A 22,123-nucleotide genomic window follows, 5' to 3' on the forward strand; every position below is an offset into this window, starting at 1 on the left:
TCAGCCGGTTTTGCCAGCGCAGGCCGCCGCTGCGGCGTCGATCGCCGTCGGCGCCCCGGCGAGCGCGTAGGTATCGACGAAGCGCCGGCCGGCGCCATCGCGCGCCTCGACCCGCATCGCCGGGGCATTGCGCGCGGCGGCGATGATCGCCTCCTCCTGGCGCCCGCCGCGGCTCCACGCCCAGTCGCCCCGCGCGACGAGCAGGAACGGCTGGCCGCCGACATCGAGCATCACGCTCGAGCCCGCGCGCGGCACCCGGCTGAGATGCGCATGGAATTCGCCCCAGCGCCGGCGGTCCGGAGTGAAGGCGAAGCCGGCCGTCGCCTGGGTCCGCCCCTTGGGCGCGAGCAGCACCGAGCGGCTCAGCGCCTGGCACACCCCGCCGCGATCGATCGCCGCCCAGCCGCCGCCGGCAAACACGACCGACCCGCCGGGGGCCACCGCCAGCGCACTTGCAAAAAATGTCGCGACTGCTCTCACAAGCATTGAAGCTAACCCACTTTGCCGCCGTCTGCCATCGCAGGGACAGTATCCATAACGGCAGCTTTACCAACCAAACTTGTTGGCAATTATATACTTGAGAAAGCAGCTCTCATGTGCCAACTAGCTGAAGACAGGCCGGCGTTTAACGCCCTTTTGGGTGCGGAGATTTCACCCGAGATGATCGAGGCGGGCGCTTCCGTTTTGCGGCTGGCTTCGCTTTCGGCTGACTTTTTCTGTGAGGCTCAAGAGATCGCCCGCGACGTAATATTCGCAGCCCTTCGTATTCAAGGCTCTTCTCGATAAGCTCAACCGCCTTCTTTGCCTCATCGGCATAGAGAACCAGGTCCGCCCTAGAGAAAGAAAACACGAGCTGGACGGACTTGCCAACCTCGGCCGGTTCTTCAGTTCTCACGCTGAGAAATGCCCAATGCCCATCCTCGGATTTGCCGAGCAATTGGCCGTGAACCACTGCATTGCGGCATTGGATGATTTCTTTGAACATTGGCGTTATGCAATTCTCGTATTGCGCGCGGATTTCTGGACCGCGTGCGGCCGCGAGGTAGTTTGCGATACTGAGCTTCTTCGACAGGGCGGTTTGACCGAGCAGGATGGCAACCGTGCCATCGGTTATGCGGGCCTGCTCTGCGATGAACATCGTTATCAGCTCTTCGATCTCCGCGCAGGCGCGGACAACGCGACCGATCGCTTGATACTCAAGTTCGCCTAACTCTTCGTGCTTCAACGGAACATGGTTTGGGCTATATATGATGGTCATGACAAAGGCCGATCAAAAGCGAGAGGATGACGTGCTGCGGCGAATGCTGAGCATGAAACCCGCGCCCCACAAGGACCAGCCTAAGAAGGGCAAACGGTCAGCTTCTCGCCCGTAGCGGCCACGACAAAGCCGCCGTCGCGCTGCTCGACCAGCTCGCCCGTGCAAAGCTTCATTCGACGCACCCTCTTGAGGAAGCGCCGGTCGTGATATTCGTAGAGAGTTAGTCCAGCCCCTTTTGCATCCGTAACTGGGATGCTCTTCACATAACTCACAGGCCCGCTCCCAATTTGCGGACGATTCGGCGGGCGGAACCTAACTCAAGTTAGGCAGGAAACAACCCGGTCAGGGTTAATGGGAACGCCGGCTAAAGTCGTTCGTCTAGGCGCGCATGCCGCTTGGCCTGATCATCGCCTACAACGCCCTAGTGCTGGCCTTTGCGGTGGCGGCCGCGGGGCTCTGGTATCTGACCCGAGAACGGTAAGACTAGCCCCAAGGGCTTCCTCCGCCAGGTTTGCGCGGCGGAAGGTGACACTCACACTCGCGGCCATAGTAGCCTTTCCCGCCGATCGACTTTCCACAGTCGGGACATTGCTTCACTGATGCGGGATCGGGAATGCGCGGTTTCTTAGCCATCCGCCACCGATACGCCGATGAGAACGATTCGTGAACGCTGGATCGTTGACGAAAGATTTGCGTTTAGGTTGATAATGGCTAGGGTAACGACTGCCCGCCGCAAGTTAGTCAGACAACCGAATTAACGGCTGGGTAGAGACCGGCAATGAGAGCAAACATGCTCCGTCTTGCCAAACCGAACGCGGGTGTAGCGGATAACTAGCACCCCTTTCGGCCACTTACATACTATCTGCATGTCAGTTCCTTAGTGGGTCCGGGGTGAAAGCCCCGGGCTCCCGGGACGCCCCTTGCGCCCGGTGTCCAGTAGGCTCCGGGGCAATCGCTAAGAAAAAGACGGCGGACAGTCGCCACCCCCGCAAATACAGGCGCTTAGAGCGGGAGTCGAATCGCTTAGTAACTCCGTTGTGGATTAACGCGTCCAGCGTTTTCGGCGCTCGCCAATCCAGAGCGGGGCGCGGAAGTAATTAGGCTGCGAGTTGAGCAGTCCGCCGATAGGTCAGGCGCTTGCCGAACGATCCTTGCAGGGCTTTGTCGGCGCGCTCGCGGTCGCTGATATCCTTGGTCGAATAGCGGAAATCGAACTCGGCCAGATAACGGTGAATGTGCGCTTGCGACCAGTGGTGATAGGTGCCGATCACGCCACGCTTAAGGATAGAAAAGAAGTTTTCCACCGTGTTGGAATGGGTCTCGCCGCGAGCGAACTCGAAACGGTGATCGACATAGCCGTGGGAAGCGAACTCGCTGCCCACATGGCGATAGTTGATCGAACCATCGGTGCGAAGGTCAGAGGCGCGATCGACGTTCGTTACCAGCGCGCCGCGCAGTGTCTTTGCGTTGACGTTGGCAATGTGAAAGCTGCGCGCCTTTCCGCCGCGCTCGATCAGCGCGACGACAACTTTTTTGGGAGCAACCTTGCGGTGCTTTTGCTTTGACGCGGAGCCGCCAACGAACGCTTCGTCACTCTCGACAACCTTGCCGGGACCACCGAGCGGAGAACCGTCGTCCTTCATGGCCTCGCGGATGCGGTGGCACATGAACCAGGCCGTTTTGTAAGTTACGCCGAGCATACGGTGGATCTGATGGGCGCTCATGCCCTTCTTGCCCGCGCAAAGCAGATGATTGCACAGAAGCCATTTGTTGAGCGCGATCTTTGAACGCTCGAATACGGTGCCGACGGTGACAGTGAACTGCTCGCGGCACGAATTGCACTGATACAGCCCCTCGCGCCCGCCAGTAACGGCGGTAGCATTGATAAGCCCGCAATGCGGACACTCGGCACCGTCCGGCCAACGCAGCGCCTCTAGGTGCTTGCGAGCTGCGACGGGGTCGATGAAGCGGGGTGCAAGAATGTCGTCCATGTGACTCTAATCTACCCGCTCGTCTGCTTTGTCAAGTATATAATTGCCAACTTGTTGTTTAATTCATGTTATGCCATTTGTCCTCGCGCTCGGTTCTTCTTGATTCGCCTTCAGGGGAGGCCGCCATGAACCGATCGAACTCTCGCACATCCCTATTCCTTAACTAGCCGGCCACTTCGCGTGGACATTGCGGTGATGTTGAGCCGCGCGGCGGCGGAACTTGCGCTTTTTGCAGGCGCCGGCTTCCTTCTGTTCGGCATCAACGACCTTCTGGTCGACCTGATTTACTTTAGCCGGCGGCTGTGGCGCTCAGTCACCGTCTATCGGCGCCATCGCCCGGCTTACGCCAGTTACTGGGTATTCAAGGAAAAGCCGGGCTTTATCGCGATCCTTGTTCCCGCCTGGGATGAAGCCGCGGTCATCGCGTCGATGCTCAAGGCGACGCTGAAGCGGCTGGACTATCCCGACTACCGAATCTTCGTCGGGCATTACCGCAACGATCCGGCGACGGCCGCGGCGATCGCCAGCATTGCCGACCCGCGCGTCCTGCCGGTACAGGTCGAGGCCGACGGACCGACCACCAAGGCAGACTGCCTCAACCACCTCTACGATGCCCTGATCGCGTTTGAGATCGAGAGCGGCCGCTCGGCAAAGGCGGTGGTCCTGCACGATGCGGAAGACGTCGTGCATCGCTTTGAGCTGCGCATCTTCGATGGGCTGATCGACCGCGCCGCCGTCATCCAGTTGCCGGTGCTGCCGCTGGTCGATTCGCACTCGCGCTGGATCAGCGGCCATTATTGCGACGAGTTCGCCGAAGCGCACATCAAGGAGCTGGTCGTGCGCGAAGCCGTCGGCGCCGCGATCCCCCTCGCCGGCGTCGGTTGCGCGATTGCCCGCAAGCCGCTCGCCCAGCTCGCCGCGATGGAGGACGGAAAGCCGTTCGCGGGCAGCAGCATGACCGAGGACTATGAGGTCGGTCTGAGGATCGGCGCCCTCGGCCTCAAGACCATGTTCGTGCGCATCCCCGCGACGCCGGCCGAGCCTGGCGTGGTCGCGACCCGCGGGCATTTCCCGGCAACCCTCGGCGATGCTGTGCGCCAGAAGGCCCGCTGGCTGGGCGGCATTGCGCTTTCGGGATGGGATCGCCTCGGCTGGACCGGAGGGCTTGGCGAGCGCTGGATGCGGATGCGCGACCGCCGCGGCCCGCTCGCCGCGTTGCTGCTGCTCGCCGCTTACTCCGCCGCCCTCCTGTGGTCCCAGCTGTGGCTGGCCGAGCTGCTCGGCGCGCCGGTCCAGGCAAGAATGGACCACACGCTGACCTTGTTGCTGACGATCAACTTCTGGCTGCTCGCGTGGCGGGCGTTGCTGCGGGCCTGGTTCACCGCCTCGGCCTACGGCTGGACCGAAGGTTTGTTGTCGGTCCCGCGCCTCGTCGTCGGCAACGTGATCGCCATGCTCGCCGCATTCCGCGCGGTTTCACTGCACCTTGGCGGCGGCGCCAGGCGCTGGGACAAGACCCGGCACATCTTCCCCGCTGAACTGCCTCAATGAGGCCATCGCTTCGCTTTCTCGCGCTGGTCGTGGTCGGCTGGGCCGGCATCCGTTCGGCGACGCTCCGGTCTCTCCCGGGCAGCGAGATGTTCCGGATCGTTCGGAGCGAAGCTAAGACGACCGTGCCGCCGATCGTCCCGACGCAATTCCCGCCGATCGAGCCGGCGCAGCCGTATGAAGCGGCGAGCGATGTGCTTGCCCAGCCGCAGCTGGCTCAGGCCGCGGCCATCGCGCCCCGGATCGTCACAGTCCCGATCTATTATGTCCCGGCGTCAGCACCCGTTTCGTCCCGCCGGCCCAGTCTCGTAAGCCTTCCTCCCGAGCCGGCTCCGGCATTCTTCTCGCCGATCCCGGTCCTCGATGAATGGCCGTTGTCGCGCATTGCGGCGAACTCGATGCCGCAGCGGCGCTCGTCCGTTATCGTGGCCGCTCAGAGCATTCCCGCCACGCTCAATAAGCTCGACCGCCTGCAACTGACCGCGTGGGCCCTGATCCGCGGGCGCCAGGGCGAGGCCCTGGGGCCGAGCTCGCTGGCCAATGGCGGGCAGCTCGGCGGCAGCCAGGCCGGCTCGCGCCTGACCTACAATGTCACCCGCCAGATCGCAGCGAGCCTGCGCTTCAGCTCCGACATCGGCCGGCGCGGCGGGGAAGTTGCCGGCGGGGTCCGTCTCCAGCCGCTGCGCAGCATCCCGGTCTGGATCACCGCGGAGCGCCGCCAGCGGCTCGGGACCGACGGCAGCGGCCGCGATGCCTTCGCTTTGTTCATGGAGGGCGGCATTTATCAGCGACCAATGCTGTGGGACTTCGACCTCGACGCCTATCTTCAAGGCGGCGTGGTTGGGCTCCACCGCCGCGACCGCTTCATCGACGGCGCCCTCACGCTGACGCGGCCGATCTACCGCAACTTCTCCGCCGGATTTGGCGTGTGGGGCGGGGCGCAGCCCGGCCTCTATCGAATCGATGCCGGCCCCCGCGTCACCATGAAAGTCCGCAACAACGTCCGCGTTCACTTCGATTGGCGCCAGCGCCTGGCCGGGAACGCCCAGCCCGGCTCCGGGCCAGCCGTCACCCTCGCGACGGATTTCTAACGCCTTCGACCTTGGCCCGCCGCCCGATTTGCGGCTAGTCCTTGGGTGCAGCCCATGGACATCTACCTTCCCATCGCCGGCCAGTCGGTCAACGCGCTGTTCATTGTCATCCTGGGCTTCCTCGTCGGCGTGCTGTCGGGGATGTTCGGCGTCGGCGGCGGATTCCTGACCACTCCGCTGCTGATCTTCTACGGCATTCCGCCGACGGTCGCGGTGGCCTCGGCATCGACGCAGATCACGGGCGCGAGCGTGTCGGGCGTCATGGTCCACATGCGGCGCGGCGGCGTCGATGTGAAAATGGGCGCGGTGATGACCTTCGGCGGACTGCTTGGATCGGTCGTCGGCGCGGCCTTCTTCCGCGTTCTCCAGTCGAACGGCCAGATCGACGTCGTGGTGGGCTCCCTGTACGTCCTCATCCTCGCCTCGATTGGCGGGCTGATGCTCAAGGATGCGCTGGTTGCGCTGGGCTATGTCAGCGCCAGACCGGCCAAGGCGGCTCCGCGGCACAATCGGTGGGTCGCGTCATTGCCCTTGCGCTGGCGCTTCTACAGTTCCGGCTTGTACATTTCGCCGGTCGCACCGCTGGCGCTCGGCTTCCTCGCCGGAGTTCTCACCGTGTTCCTCGGCATCGGCGGCGGCTTCATCCTCGTTCCGGCGATGATCTACCTGCTCGGCATGCCGGCCCGCATCGTGATCGGCACGAGCCTGGTGATGGTCCTGACGGTGAGCGCGGCGACGACGATGATCCACGCACTGACGACGCGGGCCGTCGACATCGTGCTCGCGGGTCTGCTGCTGATTGGCGGCGTGGTCGGCGCGCAATACGGCGCCTTGCTCACCTTGCGCATCAAGCCGGATCTTCTGCGCCTCGCCTTGTCGGTGATCATCCTGCTGGTCGCCGCGCGCATGGCGCTGGGGCTCGCCTGGCGCCCCGACGAGATCTTCTCGATCGAATATTTGTGACGGCGCGCCTGCCCCCGATCCTGCTTGGCCTGCTCGCGCCGTTGGTGGTCGCGGCGGACAAGCCGGTGCTGGTGCCGGACATTTCCGCGCGCCAGGTGCAGATTCGCTACAGCTTCACCGGCGCGCAATTGTTGCTGTTCGGAGCGGTGATCTATCCGGGCGGGCGGCCGCCGAACCGGCCATTGGACATCGCCGTCGTGCTGCGCGGGCCGGTGCAGCCGATCCTGGTCCGCGAGAAACAGAAGATCGCCGGCATCTGGATGAATGCGGATTCGAACCGCTTCCGCTCCGCGCCTTCCTTTTACGCAGTGGCGTCGTCACGCCCGATCAAGGACCTCGTCAACGACCGCACCGCCGCAATCTACGAGCTCGGATTGCACAATCTGCAGCTGTCGCCGGGCGGCGGAGCCCTGCCCGAGAAGGAGCGGCGGTTCGAAGCCGGCCTGCTCGACCTCCGGCGCCGGCACGGCCTTTATTACGAGGATCCCCACGGCGTCGAGATCAACGGCGGCGTGCTCTACCGGGCGACCATCACCATCCCGAGCCAAGTGCCCGTCGGCACCTACACCGCCGAAACCTTCCTGATCGATCGCGGCCGAGTTCTTGCGGCCGCGACTCGTGATATCCAGATCGACAAGTCGGGATTCGAGCGGTTCGTGGCCCTCGCCGCCCGCCGCCATCAGTTCCTCTATGGCTTGGCCTCCGTGGCGCTGTCGCTGGCCCTCGGCTGGGCCGCCGCGGCCGCCTTCAGGCGACGGATCTGAGCCATCGTCCCTAAGTTAATTTTAACCGCTCGCGGGTAAGCCGCTTCCTTACAGGCTAACTGATTTGCGAGCGGACATGGACGAGCAACCGAACCTGCGTGAATTTCTGAATGAAGTCAGCAGCTTCAGCGAGGAGACCAACCCGGCACCGGGCGCCTCTGCGATCGTGAAGCTGGCGAAAATCGGCGAAGTCGTCGAAATCGCCGGTTCCGGCTCGCAAATCCGGATCGACGGCGCCGCGCTGGCCGCGCTGCAATCGCACAAGGATCCCTCGGTGGCGATGTCGGGCCAGGTCGGCTCGCAGGTCAAGATGGTCGTCGACAAGAACTGGCTGATCGCCAACGTCCGCACGATGCGGGCGCTGGAGAGCGGCGAAGTCTATGCCAACGTCGACTTCCTCGGTGAAGGCACCAAGGACGCGGCCGGCAAGCTCAACAGCTTCCGTCGCGGCGTCACCCGCTATCCGATTCCAGGTTCCGACGTGTTGCCGGTCACGACCGAGGACCTTCGCGCGATCTTCGCCGCGAGCGACGAGCCGCACATCGAGATCGGCACCGTCTATCCGACCGACGACATCCGCGGCGCGCTCTATGTCGACCCGATGCTGTCCAAGCACTTCGCGGTCCTCGGCTCGACCGGTACCGGCAAATCGACGTCGGTCGCGCTGATCCTACACCGCATTTCGCAGCTGAGCCCCGAGGGTCATATCGTCATGATCGACCCGCACGGCGAGTATTCGGCGGCGTTCAAGGGCTGTGGCGAGCTGTTCAATGCCGACAATCTCCAGCTGCCCTACTGGCTGATGAACTTTGACGAGCATTGCGAAGTGATGCTGACCACGCATGGTCAGGATCGTCAGCGCGATGCCGACATTCTCGCCAAGTGCCTGCTTGCCGCGCGCACCAAGGGCAAGGACATGAGCCAGTTCGGCAAGGTCACCGTCGACAGCCCGATCCCGTACCTGCTCGCCGACCTCAACACGATCCTCGTCAATGAGATGGGCAAGCTCGAGCGCGCCGGCGACACGCTTCCTTATCAGCGGCTCAAGACCAAGCTCGACGAGCTTCGCGCCGACCCCCGCTACACCTTCATGTTCTCCGGCATGCTGGTCTCCGATTCGATGCCGGGCCTGCTGGCCAAGCTGTTCCGCCTGCCGAGCCACGGCCGCCCGATCTCGATCGTCGACGTGTCCGGCGTTCCGTCCGAAGTCACTTCGGTCGTGGTATCGGTGCTGGCGCGCATGGTGTTCGACTATGCGATCTGGTCGCGCACCGAAGCGCAACGGCCGCTGCTCCTGGTGTGCGAAGAGGCGCACCGCTACGTCCCCAAGGACGAGAATTCAGAGAGCGGCCAGGCCGTCCGCCGTATCCTCGAGCGCATCGCCAAGGAAGGCCGTAAATATGGCGTCAGCCTCGGCCTCATCACGCAGCGCCCGTCGGACCTTGCCGAAGGCGTCCTCTCGCAGTGCGGCACGATCATCGCGATGCGCTTGAACAACGACCGCGACCAGGCCTGCGTCCGCGCCGCGATGCCCGAAGGCGCGCGCGGCTTCCTTGACGCCATCCCGGCGCTCCGCAACCGCGAATGCATCGTCTGCGGCGAAGGCGTCGCCATTCCGATCCGCGTCCGCTTCGACGACCTCGAGCCCGAAAAGCGCCCCGCCTCGTCCGACCCCAGCTTCGCTCGCCTGTGGCGCGAGACGGGGGACGAGGAAGGCATCATCCAGCGCACGATCAAGCGCTGGCGCGGCCACGGGCGCTAATCATCGCGACATAAGCCTGTGTTGAGCAATTTTGCGCTGATCCTTCTGTGCTTCGGACTGCTCGTCCTTGTAGCGCTGGCAATGCTGATCGGAGCGATGGGCCGACGGATTCGCGATGATTATCGACATGGCCGCGGGCAACGGAGGAAGACCTATCAACGCCTGACACTGACGTTCGCCGGACTCGCCGCTTACTCCATTTTCCACGTCGGAGTCTTACACCACGAATGGATTCCGGCGCTCGGTTTTGCCTTGTTCGCGGCCGCGATGTGCGCGACCTTTTGGCTGAATAAGCCCCGGCCGAGCTAAACCCGCTTATTCCAAGCCGCCCATTTCAGCCGGAATCCTCGTGGCTTGAGAGCGGGCCGGTGCTATAAGCCGGCGCTTCGATGTACCATGATTTTACCTATGAGGCGGTGCTCGCCTCCTCGCTACGCGCCCAGTGGAAGCTGGACGACGTGCTGCGCGCGGACCAGGAGCTCGACTTTTCGCGCTACATGATGCCCGAGAGCCTGTCGGGAACGGCCGCGCTTGCGGGACTGTCCGAGGATGAGCGCCGGATCCTCAACCAGATCGTCGCCTACCAATATCTGCACCTGTTCGGGATGGTCGAGGAGTTCATCCTTCCCTTCGTCCTCGATCACGCGCGACCGATGCTTAACGAGGATGATTTCCGGGTGCGCGCGCTGCTCAACTTCGCCAGCGAGGAAGCCAAGCACATCCATTTGTTCAAGCGCTTCTGCGAAGCCTTCGCGCGCGGCTTCCCGGTCGTGTGCCGGGTGGTTGGCCCGCGCGAGACGCTAAGCGCCGTCATCCTCAATCGCCACCCCCTCGCCGTCGGCCTCATCATCCTGATGATCGAGTGGATGACCCAGGAGCATTATCTCGGCTCGATCCGCGACAATCAGGATCTCGACCCGTTGTTCAAAAGCCTGATGCGCAACCATTGGATGGAGGAGGCGCAGCACGCCAAGCTCGACACCCTGATCGTCGAAGCCCTGGCGGAAGGGCGCTCGCCCAAGCAGCTCAAGCACGTCTTTCAGGAATTCGTCGTGATCGTTTCGTTCATCGACAAATGCCTCGGCGCGCAGGCCGCGTTGAACGTCCAGACGCTGCAACGGGCGAGCGGGCGCCGGGTCGATGATGCGCCGGGCATGATTGCGCAACTGCACAGCGCGGCGCGCTGGACCTATCTCGGCTCAGGCATGGGGCACCCGCGCTTCAAAGCCGCCGCGGAAGCGATTTCTCCGCTGCTCGCGACGGCGATCGAAAAGCTGTCGGTGCAGGTTGCCGTGCCGGTAGTGCCCCAGCTGGCGGCGGCGCCCGCCGGTTAGGCCTTCTTCATTCCAACGCTGAGCAGCGATTTCAGCCGCGCCCTGACGGCATCGGCGAGATGGGTGTCGACGATCGGCGCGCTGCTGAAGCGGACGCCGAGCGGGTTGATCGGCGAGCCGTTCTTCAGGATCTCATAATGGAGGTGTGGCCCGGTCGACAGACCGGAAGAGCCGACATAGCCGATCAGCTGGCCTTGGTGGACGAAGCTGCCGGGCTGGGCGACGATGTCGCTCATGTGCGAATAGCTGCTGACCATCCCGCCGCCGTGGGCGAGCTGCACTTGCCGGCCATAGCCCCCGGCCCAGCCCGCCCGGACGACCTGGCCGTCGGCGGCGGCGACGATCGGGCTCCCCCAGCTGGCGCCGAAGTCGACCCCGGCGTGAAAGCGGCTGAAATGCAGGATGGGATGGTAGCGATAGCCGAAATAGGAGGTGATGTGCCCGGCGACCGGCCATGCCATCCCCGCCGAGACCGGCGCGGGCCGGTCGGCATTGGCGGCATCGATCCACTGGTTCCGGCCATTGGCGGACCAACGGACGAGCTGCAGGTCGGACGCGGCGGCGCGGTCGAGGCCGGCGTACAGCAATTCGCGGTTCCGTCCGAGGACCAAATCGAAGCCGTCGTAGGGCGAGACATCGGCGCCGACGTCGATCTCGGTCGCCAGCGCGGCGAGATATTGGGCGGCCGCCCGAGGCGAGGCTCCGGCTGCGCGCAACGACCAGTACAGCCCATCGCCCACGCGTCCGCGCACGCGGATCGGCCCAAGGTCTTGGGGCGGATTCACCGGCTTCGGTTGCTCGATGACGAAGGGCGTCTTGCGCTGCGGCGCGAACTCGATCGGCTCGACCGCCTCGGTCGCCGCCATCCGCATCCCCGTTCCGCCGCCGTTGGAGAGCGGAGCGATCGCCAGCGCATCCCATTGCGGCGCGTCATCGGCGACGGCCGCTACGCGCGGGAGCGAGGCCCAGGCAACGCCGCTGCCCAGCAGCGCCAGCAGGCCGGCCACTGCCAGCGGGCGCGCAAGCGCTGGGCTCAGCGCGAATGCGCGAGCTTTCGTTCGCCGGCCGAACGGCCGTGCCGGAGTGCGTGACGTCAACACCATGCCCGGTGTGCCGAATCGAGGTTAAAACTGGCTTAAATTGAGGGATTCGGAGCCTTGCGTTCCTGCGGCGCGCTGCCACATTCGATTGATCATGGCGCCGCGTTCAGACGCTCCGGTCCGCGCGATCCTCGGGCCGACCAACACGGGCAAGACCCATCTCGCGATCGAGCGGATGTGCGGCCATTCCTCGGGCGTGATCGGTTTCCCGCTGCGCCTCCTGGCCCGCGAGGTTTACGACCGCGTCGTCGCCATGAAAGGCGAGAAGCAGGTTGCGCTGCTGACCGGCGAGGAGCGAATCGTCCCGCCCCAGGCGCGCTATTTCCTGTGCACCGCCGAAAGCATGCCCGTACCCGGCGGCGACTCCCATCGTGACGGGGACATGCAGCGCGACTTCGCGTTCGCCGCGATCGACGAAGCCCAGCTCGGCATCGACCCCGAGCGCGGCCACGTCTTCACCGACCGAATGCTCCGCGCGCGCGGCCGCGAGGAGACGTTGATCCTCGGCTCCGACACGCTGCGGCCGGTCATCCGCGAGCTCCTCCCCGACGCCGAGATCGTCCGCCGCCCGCGCTTCTCGACCCTGCGCTACGCCGGCAGCGTCAAGCTGTCGCGCCTGCCGCCGCGCTCGGCCGTGGTCGCCTTCTCGGCCGAGCAGGTTTACGCCCTTGCCGAGATGCTGAGGCGCTTTCGCGGCGGCGCCGCGGTCGTGATGGGCGCGCTGTCCCCGGCCACGCGCAACGCCCAGGTGGCGATGTTCCAGCGCGGCGAGGTCGATTACCTCGTCGCCACCGACGCCATCGGCATGGGCCTGAACATGGACGTGAGCCACGTCGCCTTTGCCGGATTGGAAAAATTCGACGGGCGGCGCGACCGCCGCCTGACGATTTCCGAAATGGCGCAGATCGGGGGCCGCGCCGGGCGCCACCAGAAAGACGGCAGCTTTGGCACGCTGGGGCTCGGCACGGGCGAGAGCGCGGCCTTCACCGACGAAGAGGTGGAAGCGATCGAAGAGCATCGCTTCCGCCCGCTCGACTTCACCTACTGGCGCAACGCCAACCTCGACTTCACCGACGTTCGCGGACTGATCGCCAGTCTCGAAATGAAGAGCGACGACCCGCTGCTCCGGCCCGCGCCCCAGGCGATCGACCTCGCCGTGCTCAAGCACATCGCGGAGGATCCGGCGATCGTGGCGAAGAGAGGCAATGCGGCGCGGCGGTTGTGGGCGGTGTGCGGCCTCCCCGATTTCCGCAAGGTCGGCGCGATGCACCATGCGCGGATGGTCCGCCGCCTCTACAGCTATATTGGCGAAGGCGGCCACATCCCCCACGAATGGTTCGCGGCCGAAGTCGCGCGGCTCGACAGTGTCAGCGGCGACATCGAGGCGCTTGCCGACCGTCTCGCCGGCATCCGCAGCTGGGCTTACATCGCCCACCGCGCCGACTGGCTGAACGAGCCGGTGAAATGGGCGGAGCGCACCCGCGAGGTCGAGGGCCGGCTGTCGGACGCCTTGCATGAGCGGTTGACTCAGCGCTTCGTCGATCGCCGCACTGCGGTCCTCGTCCGCGACATCGGCGCGCGCGGTTCCGACGCCCTTCCAGTCACGGTGGCCGCCGACGGCGAGGTCAGCGTCGGGCCGGAGCCGATTGGCCATTTGACCGGCTTCGACTTCCGCGTCGACCCGTCGGCGCGGTTCGCGGACAAAAGGCTGCTCCTGGCGGCGGCGGAGCGAAGGCTCGGCGAGGAGCTGGATCGCCGGGCGAGCGCCCTGGTTGATGCCGGCGACGAGGCTTTTGCGCTGGCGCTCGACGAAAATGGCGGGCTGGCGGTGGCATGGGAAGAACAGCTCCTGGCCCGCCTAGCTCCCGGCCGGTCGCTGATCGAGCCGGCGTTGCGGACCGCGCGCGCGCTCGATCGCCTGTCGGCCCACAGCCGCGCGGCGCTCCGCGCGCGCCTCGAACGCTGGCTCGAGGCGCAGGTCGCGCATCATCTGCGCTCGCTGGTCAGGCTTGCCGCTGCAGCGACCGACCCGGCCAGCTCGCCGGGCGTGCGCGCCCTGGCCGCAATGCTCACGGACGCGGCCGGGGCGCTCCAGCGCAAGGCGGTGCTGGGCCCGATCTCTCACCTCGAGCATGCCGACCGCCAGGCGCTTCACCGGCTGCGCGTCCGGCTCGGCCCGCTCGACGTCTATCTCGAGCCCTTGCTCAAGCCGACGGCGCAATATTGGCGCGCCGCCCTGCTCGCGGCGCGCAACGGCACGCCGATGCCGGCCCTCCCGCCCGCGGGCGCCGCGACGCTCCGTCCCGACTCCGACCCGCGCGGAGCAATGCTCGCCTATCGCCGCCTTGGACGCGACTGGTTGCGGCTCGATCTCGCCGACCGCCTCGCCTCGCATGCACGCCACGTCCGCTCCTCAGGCGGAGACAATCCCGTCGACGAGGCCCTCGCGACCTCGCTCGGCCTCGGCGATGAGGCGGTCGCCAGGCTGATGGACGAAGTTGGCTTCGCTCGGGCCGGCGACGCCTGGCGGTGGCGTGGCCGGCGCCCTCCGCGCAACGATCGTCGAAGCACCGCCTCCCATGCCTTCGCGGAGCTCGCAAAGCTCAGGACGTGAGGATCGACCGCTTCCTTCATTGCATCCGGCTGGTGAAGAGCCGCACGCTCGCTCAGTCGGTAATCGAGGCGGGCCATGTCCGGGTCGACGGCAGGCGCATCGAGAAGCCGTCCGAAGAGGTCCGGACCGGGAGCATTGTCGCGCTTCCGCTGCATGACGGTGTCCGCATCCTAAAGGTCCTCGAGCTGCCGCAACGCCGCGGGCCGGCGGCCGAAGCGCGCGCCTGCTATCAAGAGCTGGGAATTGACGAGCAAGGCGCGCCCTCTTAGCGATTTCAGGGAAGAGGGAGCCGCCGACCAATGACCTATGTCGTCACCGACGCCTGCATCAAATGCAAATATATGGATTGCGTCGAGGTCTGTCCCGTCGACTGCTTCTACGAGGGCGAGGTGATGCTGGTCATCAACCCCAACGAATGCATCGACTGCGGGGTGTGTGAGCCGGAATGCCCGGCCGAGGCAATCCTCCCGGACACCGAGAGCGGTCTCGAGAGATGGCTCGAGCTCAACACCAGTTTCTCGACCGAATGGCCGAACATCACGCGCAAGAAGGACAGCCCCGCCGACGCCGATGACCACAAGGGCGAAGAGGGCAAATACGAGAAATTCTTTACGCCCGACCCCGGCGAGGGCGACTAAGCGCCCGTTTGGCTCAGCGCTTCATCGTGAAGGTGTAGCTGAGCCCAAGTCCGCCCGACAGCTGGTTGCGCGACCCGAGCTCCCGAACGATCGGGGATTTGGCGGCATCGCCGACCAGCCGCTCGTAGCGGCCGTATCCGAACAAGCCCCAGCGCGGGTCGAACTGGTAGGAGATGCTGCTGGCGGCGGCGACACCGTGGATGCCCCCGCCTGGCCGATAGGCGGGCAGGCCCGACGCCAAAGCGGCGGCCGGACCGACGCCGAAAAAGGCTCGCTGGTAGCGGCTATCGGAGAACAGGACGCGCGGTCCGATGGAGAAGACGTAGCGGTCGCCGTCGCGCCAGATTTGATCCGCGCCGATGGTGCCGACGATCCCCTTGTGGCCGCCAAGACCCTTCAGAGTCTCGGCCCGAAGATAGAGCGAATCGGTCAGCTGGTAGCTGGCGAACGCGCCGGCCTCGATCGTCGTTTTGACTTTCCCGACCGGCACGTCGAGGTCCGAATTCTTGCGGCCGCTCTCGATGTTCGCAGCCGGGCCAACGGAGAACCCCCCGGAGGAAATCAACGGGATTCCGAAGCTGTAGTCGGGTGCGCTGAATTTGAACGGATCGGTGCCGCGCGCGACGTTAAGTCTCCACAACGGCGCCACTTCGGTCGTATCGGCACCAATGAAGTCGGGGCGCACTTGTGCGCCGAGCCCGACACGCACGCGAAGGTCTTCGCCGTCCTGGGCGAAGGCCGCGCTCCAGGCCGGCAACAGCGCCGCCCCCGCAATCAGGAAATGCTTCATCACTGCCCCCCGTAACCGTCGGCATGGAAGTTGGCTCCACATCCGTATCGGAAACCGGCACTGAAAGCGATTGGACTAGAGGACGCAGCCGCCGCGCGCGGCCTTGGCATAGGTCACAAGCTCTGGAAGCGCCGCTTTTCCGGACTTGAGATAGCGGTCGATCACCGCCGCGCAGCACGGTTCGCGTCGCACCCAATGGCCAAGGCCGTGCAAGGCCGCTTCCTGGCAGGCGACGAAGCCGCTGTTGAGGATCCGTTCGAGGCACACGAGCTCCGCATCATCGACCAGATCCCGCTCGGGATCGTCCGGATTGGTGAAGCCCGAGAAATGGTCCCACCACATGTAAGCGACGGTGTTCAGCGGCGGCGGCATCTCGGTTGCGAGATGGCCCAGCCTCGGCTCGCAGCGGGGGCCCAGCATCTCCTCGAAGAAATCGGCGATCGCGCCCCACGCCGCCGCTCGCTCGCTCGCCGGCGTCACCGGATCGCGCATCCACGGCTGGTCGCCGACCGCCATCGTGTTGACGAGACCCGTCAGCCCCTGGGCGATCTGCGCATCGCTGAACCACTCCAACACCTGGGGGCCGTTGGCGAACAGCCGCGTCAGATAGGCGACCCCGGTCGGCGGCTCCGGCTCCCACCAGTCGCCGTCATGATCGAAATACCAGGGATTGCCGTGGGCGCGGATCGCGTGACCGAACTGGAACTCGACGAACTGCTCGAAGGTGAGGTCGCGAAGCGCGGGCATCAGCGCCGCTTTAGCAGCTTCTCGACAATGAGGTCGGCCGCCTCGTCGGCGCTGAGCGCCGTCGTGTCGATGTGGATCTCCGCATCCTCGGGCGGCTCATACGGGCTGTCGATGCCGGTGAAGTTCTTGAGCTCGCCCGCGCGCGCCTTGGCGTACAGGCCCTTGACGTCGCGCTTCTCGGCCTCGGCCAGCGGCGTGTCGACGAACACCTCGATGAACTCGCCCTCGGGCAGCATGCGGCGAACCATGTGCCGCTCGGCGCGGAACGGCGAGATGAACGCGGTCATGACAATCAGGCCCGCGTCGGCCATCAGCCGCGCCACTTCGCCGACGCGGCGGATGTTCTCGATGCGGTCGGCCTCGGTGAAGCCGAGGTCGCGGTTGAGGCCGTGGCGGATATTGTCGCCGTCGAGCAGGAAGGTGTGGCGGCCGCGCGCCGCCAGCTTCTTCTCAACGAGGTTGGCGATGGTCGACTTGCCCGCGCCCGACAGTCCGGTGAACCACAGCACCGCCGGCTTCTGGCCCTTGATCGTGGCGTGCGTCTCGCGGCTGACGTCGAGATGCTGGCGATGGACGTTGAGCGACCGCCGCAGCGCGAAGTGGAGCATTCCGCACGCCACCGTCGCGTTGGTCATCTTGTCGATCAGGATGAAGCCGCCGAGCTCCTTGTTCGGGCTCGACCCCTCGACCGCGTAGGGCTCGAAGACGATCTCGCGATCGGTGGCGATCTCGACGACGCCGATCGCGTTCAGCCCGAGGGTCTGCGCGGCCAGATGCTCGAGCGTGTTGACGTTGATCTCATATTTGGGCTGGTGGACGATCGCGGTGACGCTCTGCGTCCCGATTTTCATCCAATGCCCGCGCCCGGGCAGCAGCTCCTCGTCGGCCATCCAGACGATGGTCGCTTCAAACTGGTCGGCCGCTTCGGGCGGGTCGCCTGCGGCGGCGATCACGTCGCCGCGCGAGCAATCCACCTCGTCGGCGAAGGTCAGGGTGATCGACTGGCCGGCGACCGCCTCGTCGAGCTCGTCGCCGTTCGCGACGATCTTGTCGATCCGCGTGACCCGCCCGGAGGGAAGCACCCGCACCTCTGCGCCCGGGCCCACCGTTCCGGAGGCGATCTGCCCGGAGAACCCGCGGAAATTCTGGTTGGGACGGTTAACCCACTGCACCGGCATGCGCAGCGCCTTCTGCGCGTCGGCCGAGGCGTCGAGCGGCACCATGTCGAGATGTTCGAGCAGGCTCGGACCCGCGTACCACGCCATCGCATCGCTGCGGGTCATGACATTGTCGCCGTTGAGGCCGGAAACGGGGATTGCGGCCCAGTCGGAGATGCCGATCTGCTCCGCGAAGGTTCGATAGTCGGCCGCAATCGCGTCGAACGCGGCCTGGTCGTAATCGACCAGGTCCATCTTGTTCACCGCCAGCACGAAGCGGCGGATGCCGACCAGCTGCGCGAGATAGGAATGGCGCCGCGTCTGGGTCAGCACGCCCTTGCGCGCATCGACCAGCAGCACGGCGAGGTCGGCGGTCGATGCGCCGGTCACCATGTTGCGCGTATATTGCTCGTGACCCGGCGTATCGGCGACGATGAACTTGCGCCTCGCGCTCGAAAAGAAGCGGTAGGCGACGTCGATCGTAATGCCCTGTTCGCGCTCCGCCGACAGGCCGTCGACGAGGAGCGCGAAGTCGATTCGCTCGCCCTGGGTCCCGTGGCGCTTGCTGTCGCTTTCGAGCGCGGCCAGCTGGTCGTCGAAAATCTGCTTCGATTCGTACAGCAGCCGCCCGATCAGCGTCGACTTGCCGTCGTCGACGCTGCCGCAGGTGATGAAGCGCAGCAGCTCCTTGGCTTCCTGCTCGGCGAGCCAGGCGCGCACGTCGGTGCGGATCAGGTCGGTGTCGGATTCAAGCGGGCGGGACATCTAGAAATAGCCCTCCTGCTTTTTCTTCTCCATCGACGCGCTGCCGGCGTCGCGGTCGATCGCCCGCCCCTGCCGCTCCGACGTGGTCGTCAGCAGCATCTCGGCCACGATTTCCTCGACCGTATCGGCATCGCTCTCGACGGCTCCTGACAAGGGGTAGCAGCCGAGCGTGCGGAAGCGGACCTTGCGCATCACCGCCGTTTCGCCGTTCATCGGCAAGCGCTCGTCATCGACCATGATGATCAGCCCGTCGCGCTCGACCGTCGGCCGCTCGGCCGCGAAATAGAGCGGCACGATCTCGATCGTCTCGCGCAGGATATATTGCCAGACGTCGAGCTCGGTCCAGTTCGACAGCGGGAAGACGCGGATGCTCTCGCCCTTCGCCTTCCTGACATTGTACAACGACCACAGCTCGGGCCGCTGGCGCTTGGGGTCCCAGCGATGGTTGCGGTCGCGGAAGCTGAATACGCGCTCCTTCGCCCGGCTCTTCTCCTCGTCGCGGCGGGCGCCCCCGAAGGCGGCGTCGAAGCCGTAGGTGTCGAGCGCCTGCTTCAATCCTTCCGTCTTCCACATGTCGGTGTGGACGGGACCATGGTCGAACGGGTTGATGCCCTTCGATTCGGCTTCGGGATTCTTGTACACGATGAGCTTGATCGCCGGGTCCGCCGCGACCTTGTCGCGCAGCGCATACATCGCCTTGAACTTCCACGTCGTGTCGACGTGAAGCAGCGGGAACGGCAGCGGGCTCGGCGCGAACGCCTTCTTTGCAAGGTGCAGCATCACCGCCGAATCCTTGCCGATCGAATAGAGCATGACCGGGCGGTCGGCCTCCGCGACCGTCTCGCGCAGGATGTGGATGCTCTCGGCCTCGAGCCGGTCGAGATGCGTCAGTGAACGCATGGCTTGTCTTGAGGTCCCCGCTTCAGCCTGGCTGCCGCGCACGTCGACATGCGCGAGGCGCTTGTTCGATCAGGCGTTTTCCTTGACCTTGGTCTTCGGCTTGGACTTGCCCTTCGCCGGCTTTGCCGCGGCCTTGCCCTCGATCGCATCGACCAGCGGCTGCAGGTCGCCGCCATATTTCATCCAGCGCTTGACCGACGTCTTGTAGATCGGCCTGCGGACCTGAGCCACGCTCGCCGTCTTCACCGGACGATCGGACTTGTGGAAGTCGACGCACTTGGGATCCCACGGCAGGCCGAGGAACTCGATCAGGCGCTTGGCCTCTTTTTCGGTGTCGGCGACGACATCCTCATAGACCACGGTCGTCATGAACCCTTCCGGCAGGACCTCGCGCCAATGGTCCATGAGCTCGCGGTACTTCGCATAATAGCGGCCGAGCTCGCCAAGATCGTAGCTGTGGGGCATGTCGTCCTTGAACAGCTTAGTGAAGCCGGACAGGCAGGTGTCGACCGGGTCGCGCTGCGTGTTGATGACCTTGGCGTTCGGGAACAGCAGGTTGATCAGCCCGAGGAAGAAATAGTTGGTCAGCAGCTTGTCGGTGATCTTCTTCGCGTCGCCAGCGCCCTTATCCAGCGCTTGCTGATAGTTCTTGGCGACAATGTCGAGCTGGGGCCCCGTGATCTTCGCCGCCATCTCGGGAAATTTGGGAAGCGACGGGAAGCGGTCCCTGAGCAGGCCCAGCGCGCGGCTGAGGTGCTTCACTTCGCCCGCGCCGTAGATGTCGGGGTGGCTCGACAGGATCTGCTCGACCAGCGTCGAGCCCGAGCGCGGCATGCCGACGATGAACACCGGACGGTCATCGTCGAGGCCGGCATATTTCCGGTTCTCGAACGCTTCCTTGGGGAAGGCGGCGCGGATGGTGTCGAAGAAGCCGTGCGTGTCGCTCTCCTTATACTCGAGCTGGGCCCGCTTCATTTTCCCGCCCTGGATGTAGTGCGACAGCGCCCGCTCGTGCTGGCCGCGGTCGTCGAGCGCTTTGGCGTAAGCGAAGTGAAGCGGCAGGAACACCTCGGCATTGCGGCTCTTCGCCGACTCGAAGATGGCGTCCATGCGGTCGAACAGCTCCGCCCCGACGCCTTCGGAGAAGTCGACGAGGTCGTTCAAATTGGCGTAGGCGCCGTACATCGAATCGTTCTTCTTGAGCGCCTTGAGGATGTGCTCGCGGGCTTCGTCGAGGCGGCCGACGGACTTTAGGGCGACGCCATAGAAGTTCAGCGCCTCGGGACTGTCGGGCTTGCTCTTGAGCGCGCTCTCGAGAACCTCCAGCGCCTCGTCATAACGGTCGGTCTCGTGAAGGAGCTGGCCGAGGATGGTCAGTGCTTCCGCGTTTTCGGGCTCCTCCTTCAGCGCCATCCGGATCGCTTGCTCGGCGGCCTGATGGGCGTTCCGGCGCATCTGGACCCGCGCCGTGATCACCAGCGTCTGGACGTTCTTCGGCGCGAACTTCAGCGCGTCGCCGAGAATGCGGAGCGCGTCGGTGTCCTTCTTCTGCGCGAACAGCAGGTTCGCCATGTTGTTGTGCGCTTCGATGTAGCGCGGGTTTTGCTGGATTGCCTTGCGCAGCGCGTGCTCGGCTTCTTCGAGCTTGCGGTCCTGCTGGAGCAGCGTGCCGAGGTTGTTATAGGCTTCGGGATAGACGGCGCGGTAAGTCAGCGCGTCCTGGTAGGCGTTGAGCGCGCCGTCGACGTCGCCCATCGTGCGCAGGGCATTGCCGAGATTGTTGAGCGCTTCGGGCATGTCGGGGCGAATCTCGAGCGCCCGGCGGTAGAAGCCCACCGCGTCCTTGAAGCGCCGAAGCTCGTAGTTGATGATGCCGAGGTTATTGAGCGCCTGGGAGTTTTTGGGATCGAGCTCGACGGCGCGCTCGAGGACCGTCTGCGCTTCCTTCACTTCGCCTGACTGGCGCAGGATTTCGCCCAGATTGGCGTAATAGCTTGCCGCCTGGCCGTTGATCTTGATCGCGCGCTTCAGCGTCTCGACGGCTTCGCTGGTCTTGCCCAGGGCGGCCAGCGAAACGCCGAGAATATTGTGCGCGTCGGCGTTGCCGGGACGGGACGCGATGATCTGCCGGCAGACCTTCTCGGCCTGCGCGAACTGACGGCGCGTATAGAGCTTGCCCGCCATCTCGACCGCCTTGGCGGGGGAGACGTTGACTCGCCCGTGCTGAGCCTTGGCGATCGCCTCCTCGACGTTGGCGGTTGCCGGCGGGCGGGTGGCGCCCTGCGGCCCTGCGCCTGCTGGCGGGGCATTCTTGCGCGGGGCGATGCCCGGCGGGGTCGCGCGCTTGGGCGCGGCGGTGGTCTTGGTTTTTGCCATGCTCGTTCTTTTACCCGGAAGTCTCGGCGATTAAAGGGCTTAGCCCCAGAAAATTCGATTGGCACAAAAGGAAAGAAGAGGGAATTGCTTCCCTCTTCTCCCTGTTTCGCATTTTGCCCCCGGAAACGCGCCGGCGAGCCGGTTGCTTTTCCTTGGACCGGTTCCTCCCCCGCGAAAGCCGGAGCTTCGCGGGGATGGAGCCTTACATCCCGCGTTCGGGCGCCGGTGGCGGCGGCGGCGGGGGTGGCGGCGGTGCCGGGCAGGTGTCGGTCGCCAGGATCACCGAGCCGTCGGGGCAGGTTTGGGTTGCCGGCGGCGGCGGAGG

The 22,123-nt window shown here is 65.2% G+C and carries 19 protein-coding genes; 10 read left to right on the plus strand and 9 right to left on the minus strand.

Features of this window, described 5'->3' with window-relative positions; genetic code table 11:
- From N539_RS16005 to N539_RS0107775, 3 genes are all read right to left on the minus strand, one after another.
- Positions 1 to 441 (minus strand): hypothetical protein, encoded by a 441-nt coding sequence (locus N539_RS16005; protein WP_037552559.1) that lies wholly within the window; start codon positions 439 to 441, stop codon positions 1 to 3.
- A gap of 184 nt (positions 442 to 625) precedes the next feature.
- On the minus strand, positions 626 to 1,225 hold the full coding sequence (locus N539_RS18450; RefSeq protein ID WP_156029827.1) for a hypothetical protein: 600 nt from the start codon (positions 1,223 to 1,225) through the stop codon (positions 626 to 628).
- A 1,130-nt stretch (positions 1,226 to 2,355) separates the two neighbouring features.
- Positions 2,356 to 3,249, minus strand: coding sequence for an IS1595 family transposase (locus N539_RS0107775; RefSeq protein ID WP_028969822.1), 894 nt, complete (start codon positions 3,247 to 3,249; stop codon positions 2,356 to 2,358).
- A gap of 180 nt (positions 3,250 to 3,429) precedes the next feature.
- Between N539_RS0107775 and N539_RS0107780 the strand changes: the two genes are divergently transcribed.
- The 7 genes from N539_RS0107780 to N539_RS16020 all read left to right on the plus strand — a co-directional run bounded on the left by N539_RS0107780 (position 3,430) and on the right by N539_RS16020 (position 10,711).
- Positions 3,430 to 4,800 (plus strand): glycosyl transferase family protein, encoded by a 1,371-nt coding sequence (locus N539_RS0107780; protein WP_231462958.1) that lies wholly within the window; start codon positions 3,430 to 3,432, stop codon positions 4,798 to 4,800.
- Entirely contained in the window at positions 4,797 to 5,888 is a 1,092-nt protein-coding gene (locus N539_RS17730) for a hypothetical protein (RefSeq protein WP_051531620.1), read from the plus strand. Before N539_RS0107780 ends, N539_RS17730 begins: the two co-directional genes overlap by 4 nt.
- 54 nt (positions 5,889 to 5,942) lie before the next feature.
- Positions 5,943 to 6,851 (plus strand): sulfite exporter TauE/SafE family protein, encoded by a 909-nt coding sequence (locus tag N539_RS0107790; protein WP_028969824.1) that lies wholly within the window; start codon positions 5,943 to 5,945, stop codon positions 6,849 to 6,851.
- Positions 6,848 to 7,615: a TIGR02186 family protein gene (locus N539_RS0107795; RefSeq protein WP_037552563.1), complete on the plus strand. Its 768-nt coding sequence runs from the start codon at positions 6,848 to 6,850 to the stop codon at positions 7,613 to 7,615. The genes N539_RS0107790 and N539_RS0107795 overlap by 4 nt, the downstream gene beginning before the upstream one ends.
- Positions 7,616 to 7,691: 76 nt before the next feature.
- Entirely contained in the window at positions 7,692 to 9,377 is a 1,686-nt protein-coding gene (locus tag N539_RS0107800; protein WP_081774256.1) for an ATP-binding protein, read from the plus strand.
- 21 nt (positions 9,378 to 9,398) lie between these two features.
- Positions 9,399 to 9,686: a hypothetical protein gene (locus N539_RS0107805; protein WP_028969827.1), complete on the plus strand. Its 288-nt coding sequence runs from the start codon at positions 9,399 to 9,401 to the stop codon at positions 9,684 to 9,686.
- Positions 9,687 to 9,766: 80 nt separating this feature from the next.
- Positions 9,767 to 10,711, plus strand: a complete 945-nt coding sequence (locus tag N539_RS16020) for a diiron oxygenase (protein WP_051531621.1) — start codon at positions 9,767 to 9,769, stop codon at positions 10,709 to 10,711.
- Here N539_RS16020 and N539_RS17735 read toward each other — a convergent pair.
- Positions 10,708 to 11,718, minus strand: a complete 1,011-nt coding sequence (locus N539_RS17735) for a M23 family metallopeptidase (RefSeq protein ID WP_197018372.1) — start codon at positions 11,716 to 11,718, stop codon at positions 10,708 to 10,710. The genes N539_RS16020 and N539_RS17735 overlap by 4 nt on opposite strands.
- A gap of 187 nt (positions 11,719 to 11,905) precedes the next feature.
- Here N539_RS17735 and N539_RS0107820 point away from each other — a divergent pair, with 187 nt between their 5' ends.
- Genes N539_RS0107820 through fdxA form a run of 3 tightly spaced genes read left to right on the plus strand, consistent with a single transcriptional unit; the run spans position 11,906 to position 15,063 of the window.
- Entirely contained in the window at positions 11,906 to 14,425 is a 2,520-nt protein-coding gene (locus N539_RS0107820) for a helicase-related protein (RefSeq protein ID WP_028969828.1), read from the plus strand.
- Complete coding sequence (locus N539_RS0107825; protein WP_028969829.1) at positions 14,422 to 14,694, plus strand: RNA-binding S4 domain-containing protein; 273 nt, start codon at positions 14,422 to 14,424, stop codon at positions 14,692 to 14,694. Before N539_RS0107820 ends, N539_RS0107825 begins: the two co-directional genes overlap by 4 nt.
- A 30-nt stretch (positions 14,695 to 14,724) precedes the next feature.
- Positions 14,725 to 15,063, plus strand: coding sequence for a ferredoxin FdxA (gene fdxA / locus N539_RS0107830; protein WP_028969830.1), 339 nt, complete (start codon positions 14,725 to 14,727; stop codon positions 15,061 to 15,063).
- A 13-nt stretch (positions 15,064 to 15,076) separates the two neighbouring features.
- Here the strand turns inward: fdxA and N539_RS17740 are convergent, their stop codons facing one another.
- From N539_RS17740 to N539_RS0107855, 5 genes are all read right to left on the minus strand, one after another.
- Complete coding sequence (locus tag N539_RS17740) at positions 15,077 to 15,853, minus strand: MipA/OmpV family protein (protein WP_051531623.1); 777 nt, start codon at positions 15,851 to 15,853, stop codon at positions 15,077 to 15,079.
- A 75-nt stretch (positions 15,854 to 15,928) separates the two neighbouring features.
- Positions 15,929 to 16,600, minus strand: a complete 672-nt coding sequence (locus N539_RS0107840) for a hypothetical protein (RefSeq protein WP_028969831.1) — start codon at positions 16,598 to 16,600, stop codon at positions 15,929 to 15,931.
- A complete protein-coding gene (gene cysN, locus N539_RS0107845; RefSeq protein WP_028969832.1) occupies positions 16,600 to 18,522 on the minus strand; it encodes a sulfate adenylyltransferase subunit CysN in 1,923 nt (640 codons plus the stop codon). The genes N539_RS0107840 and cysN overlap by 1 nt, the downstream gene beginning before the upstream one ends.
- Positions 18,523 to 19,464, minus strand: coding sequence for a sulfate adenylyltransferase subunit CysD (cysD, locus tag N539_RS0107850; protein ID WP_269319423.1), 942 nt, complete (start codon positions 19,462 to 19,464; stop codon positions 18,523 to 18,525). It lies immediately after the preceding gene.
- 27 nt (positions 19,465 to 19,491) lie between these two features.
- Positions 19,492 to 21,798 carry a tetratricopeptide repeat-containing sulfotransferase family protein gene (locus tag N539_RS0107855; RefSeq protein ID WP_028969834.1) on the minus strand — a complete coding sequence of 769 codons (2,307 nt, stop codon included), beginning with the start codon at positions 21,796 to 21,798 and terminating at the stop codon, positions 19,492 to 19,494.
- Positions 21,799 to 22,123 lie beyond the last annotated feature (325 nt).

This window comes from Sphingomonas sp. URHD0057 (genome assembly GCF_000620665.1).
Classification (GTDB): domain Bacteria; phylum Pseudomonadota; class Alphaproteobacteria; order Sphingomonadales; family Sphingomonadaceae; genus Sphingomicrobium.

Coding starts and splice junctions, on each gene's coding strand:
- N539_RS0107775 (WP_028969822.1), bottom strand. CDS start 3,249: ATGGACGACATTCTTGCACCCCGCTTCATCGACCCCGTCGCAGCTCGC.
- N539_RS17730 (WP_051531620.1), top strand. CDS start 4,797: ATGAGGCCATCGCTTCGCTTTCTCGCGCTGGTCGTGGTCGGCTGGGCC.
- N539_RS0107790 (WP_028969824.1), top strand. CDS start 5,943: ATGGACATCTACCTTCCCATCGCCGGCCAGTCGGTCAACGCGCTGTTC.
- N539_RS0107800 (WP_081774256.1), top strand. CDS start 7,692: ATGGACGAGCAACCGAACCTGCGTGAATTTCTGAATGAAGTCAGCAGC.
- N539_RS16020 (WP_051531621.1), top strand. CDS start 9,767: ATGTACCATGATTTTACCTATGAGGCGGTGCTCGCCTCCTCGCTACGC.
- N539_RS0107820 (WP_028969828.1), top strand. CDS start 11,906: ATGGCGCCGCGTTCAGACGCTCCGGTCCGCGCGATCCTCGGGCCGACC.
- fdxA (WP_028969830.1), top strand. CDS start 14,725: ATGACCTATGTCGTCACCGACGCCTGCATCAAATGCAAATATATGGAT.
- N539_RS17740 (WP_051531623.1), bottom strand. CDS start 15,853: ATGAAGCATTTCCTGATTGCGGGGGCGGCGCTGTTGCCGGCCTGGAGC.
- N539_RS0107840 (WP_028969831.1), bottom strand. CDS start 16,600: ATGCCCGCGCTTCGCGACCTCACCTTCGAGCAGTTCGTCGAGTTCCAG.
- cysN (WP_028969832.1), bottom strand. CDS start 18,522: ATGTCCCGCCCGCTTGAATCCGACACCGACCTGATCCGCACCGACGTG.
- N539_RS0107855 (WP_028969834.1), bottom strand. CDS start 21,798: ATGGCAAAAACCAAGACCACCGCCGCGCCCAAGCGCGCGACCCCGCCG.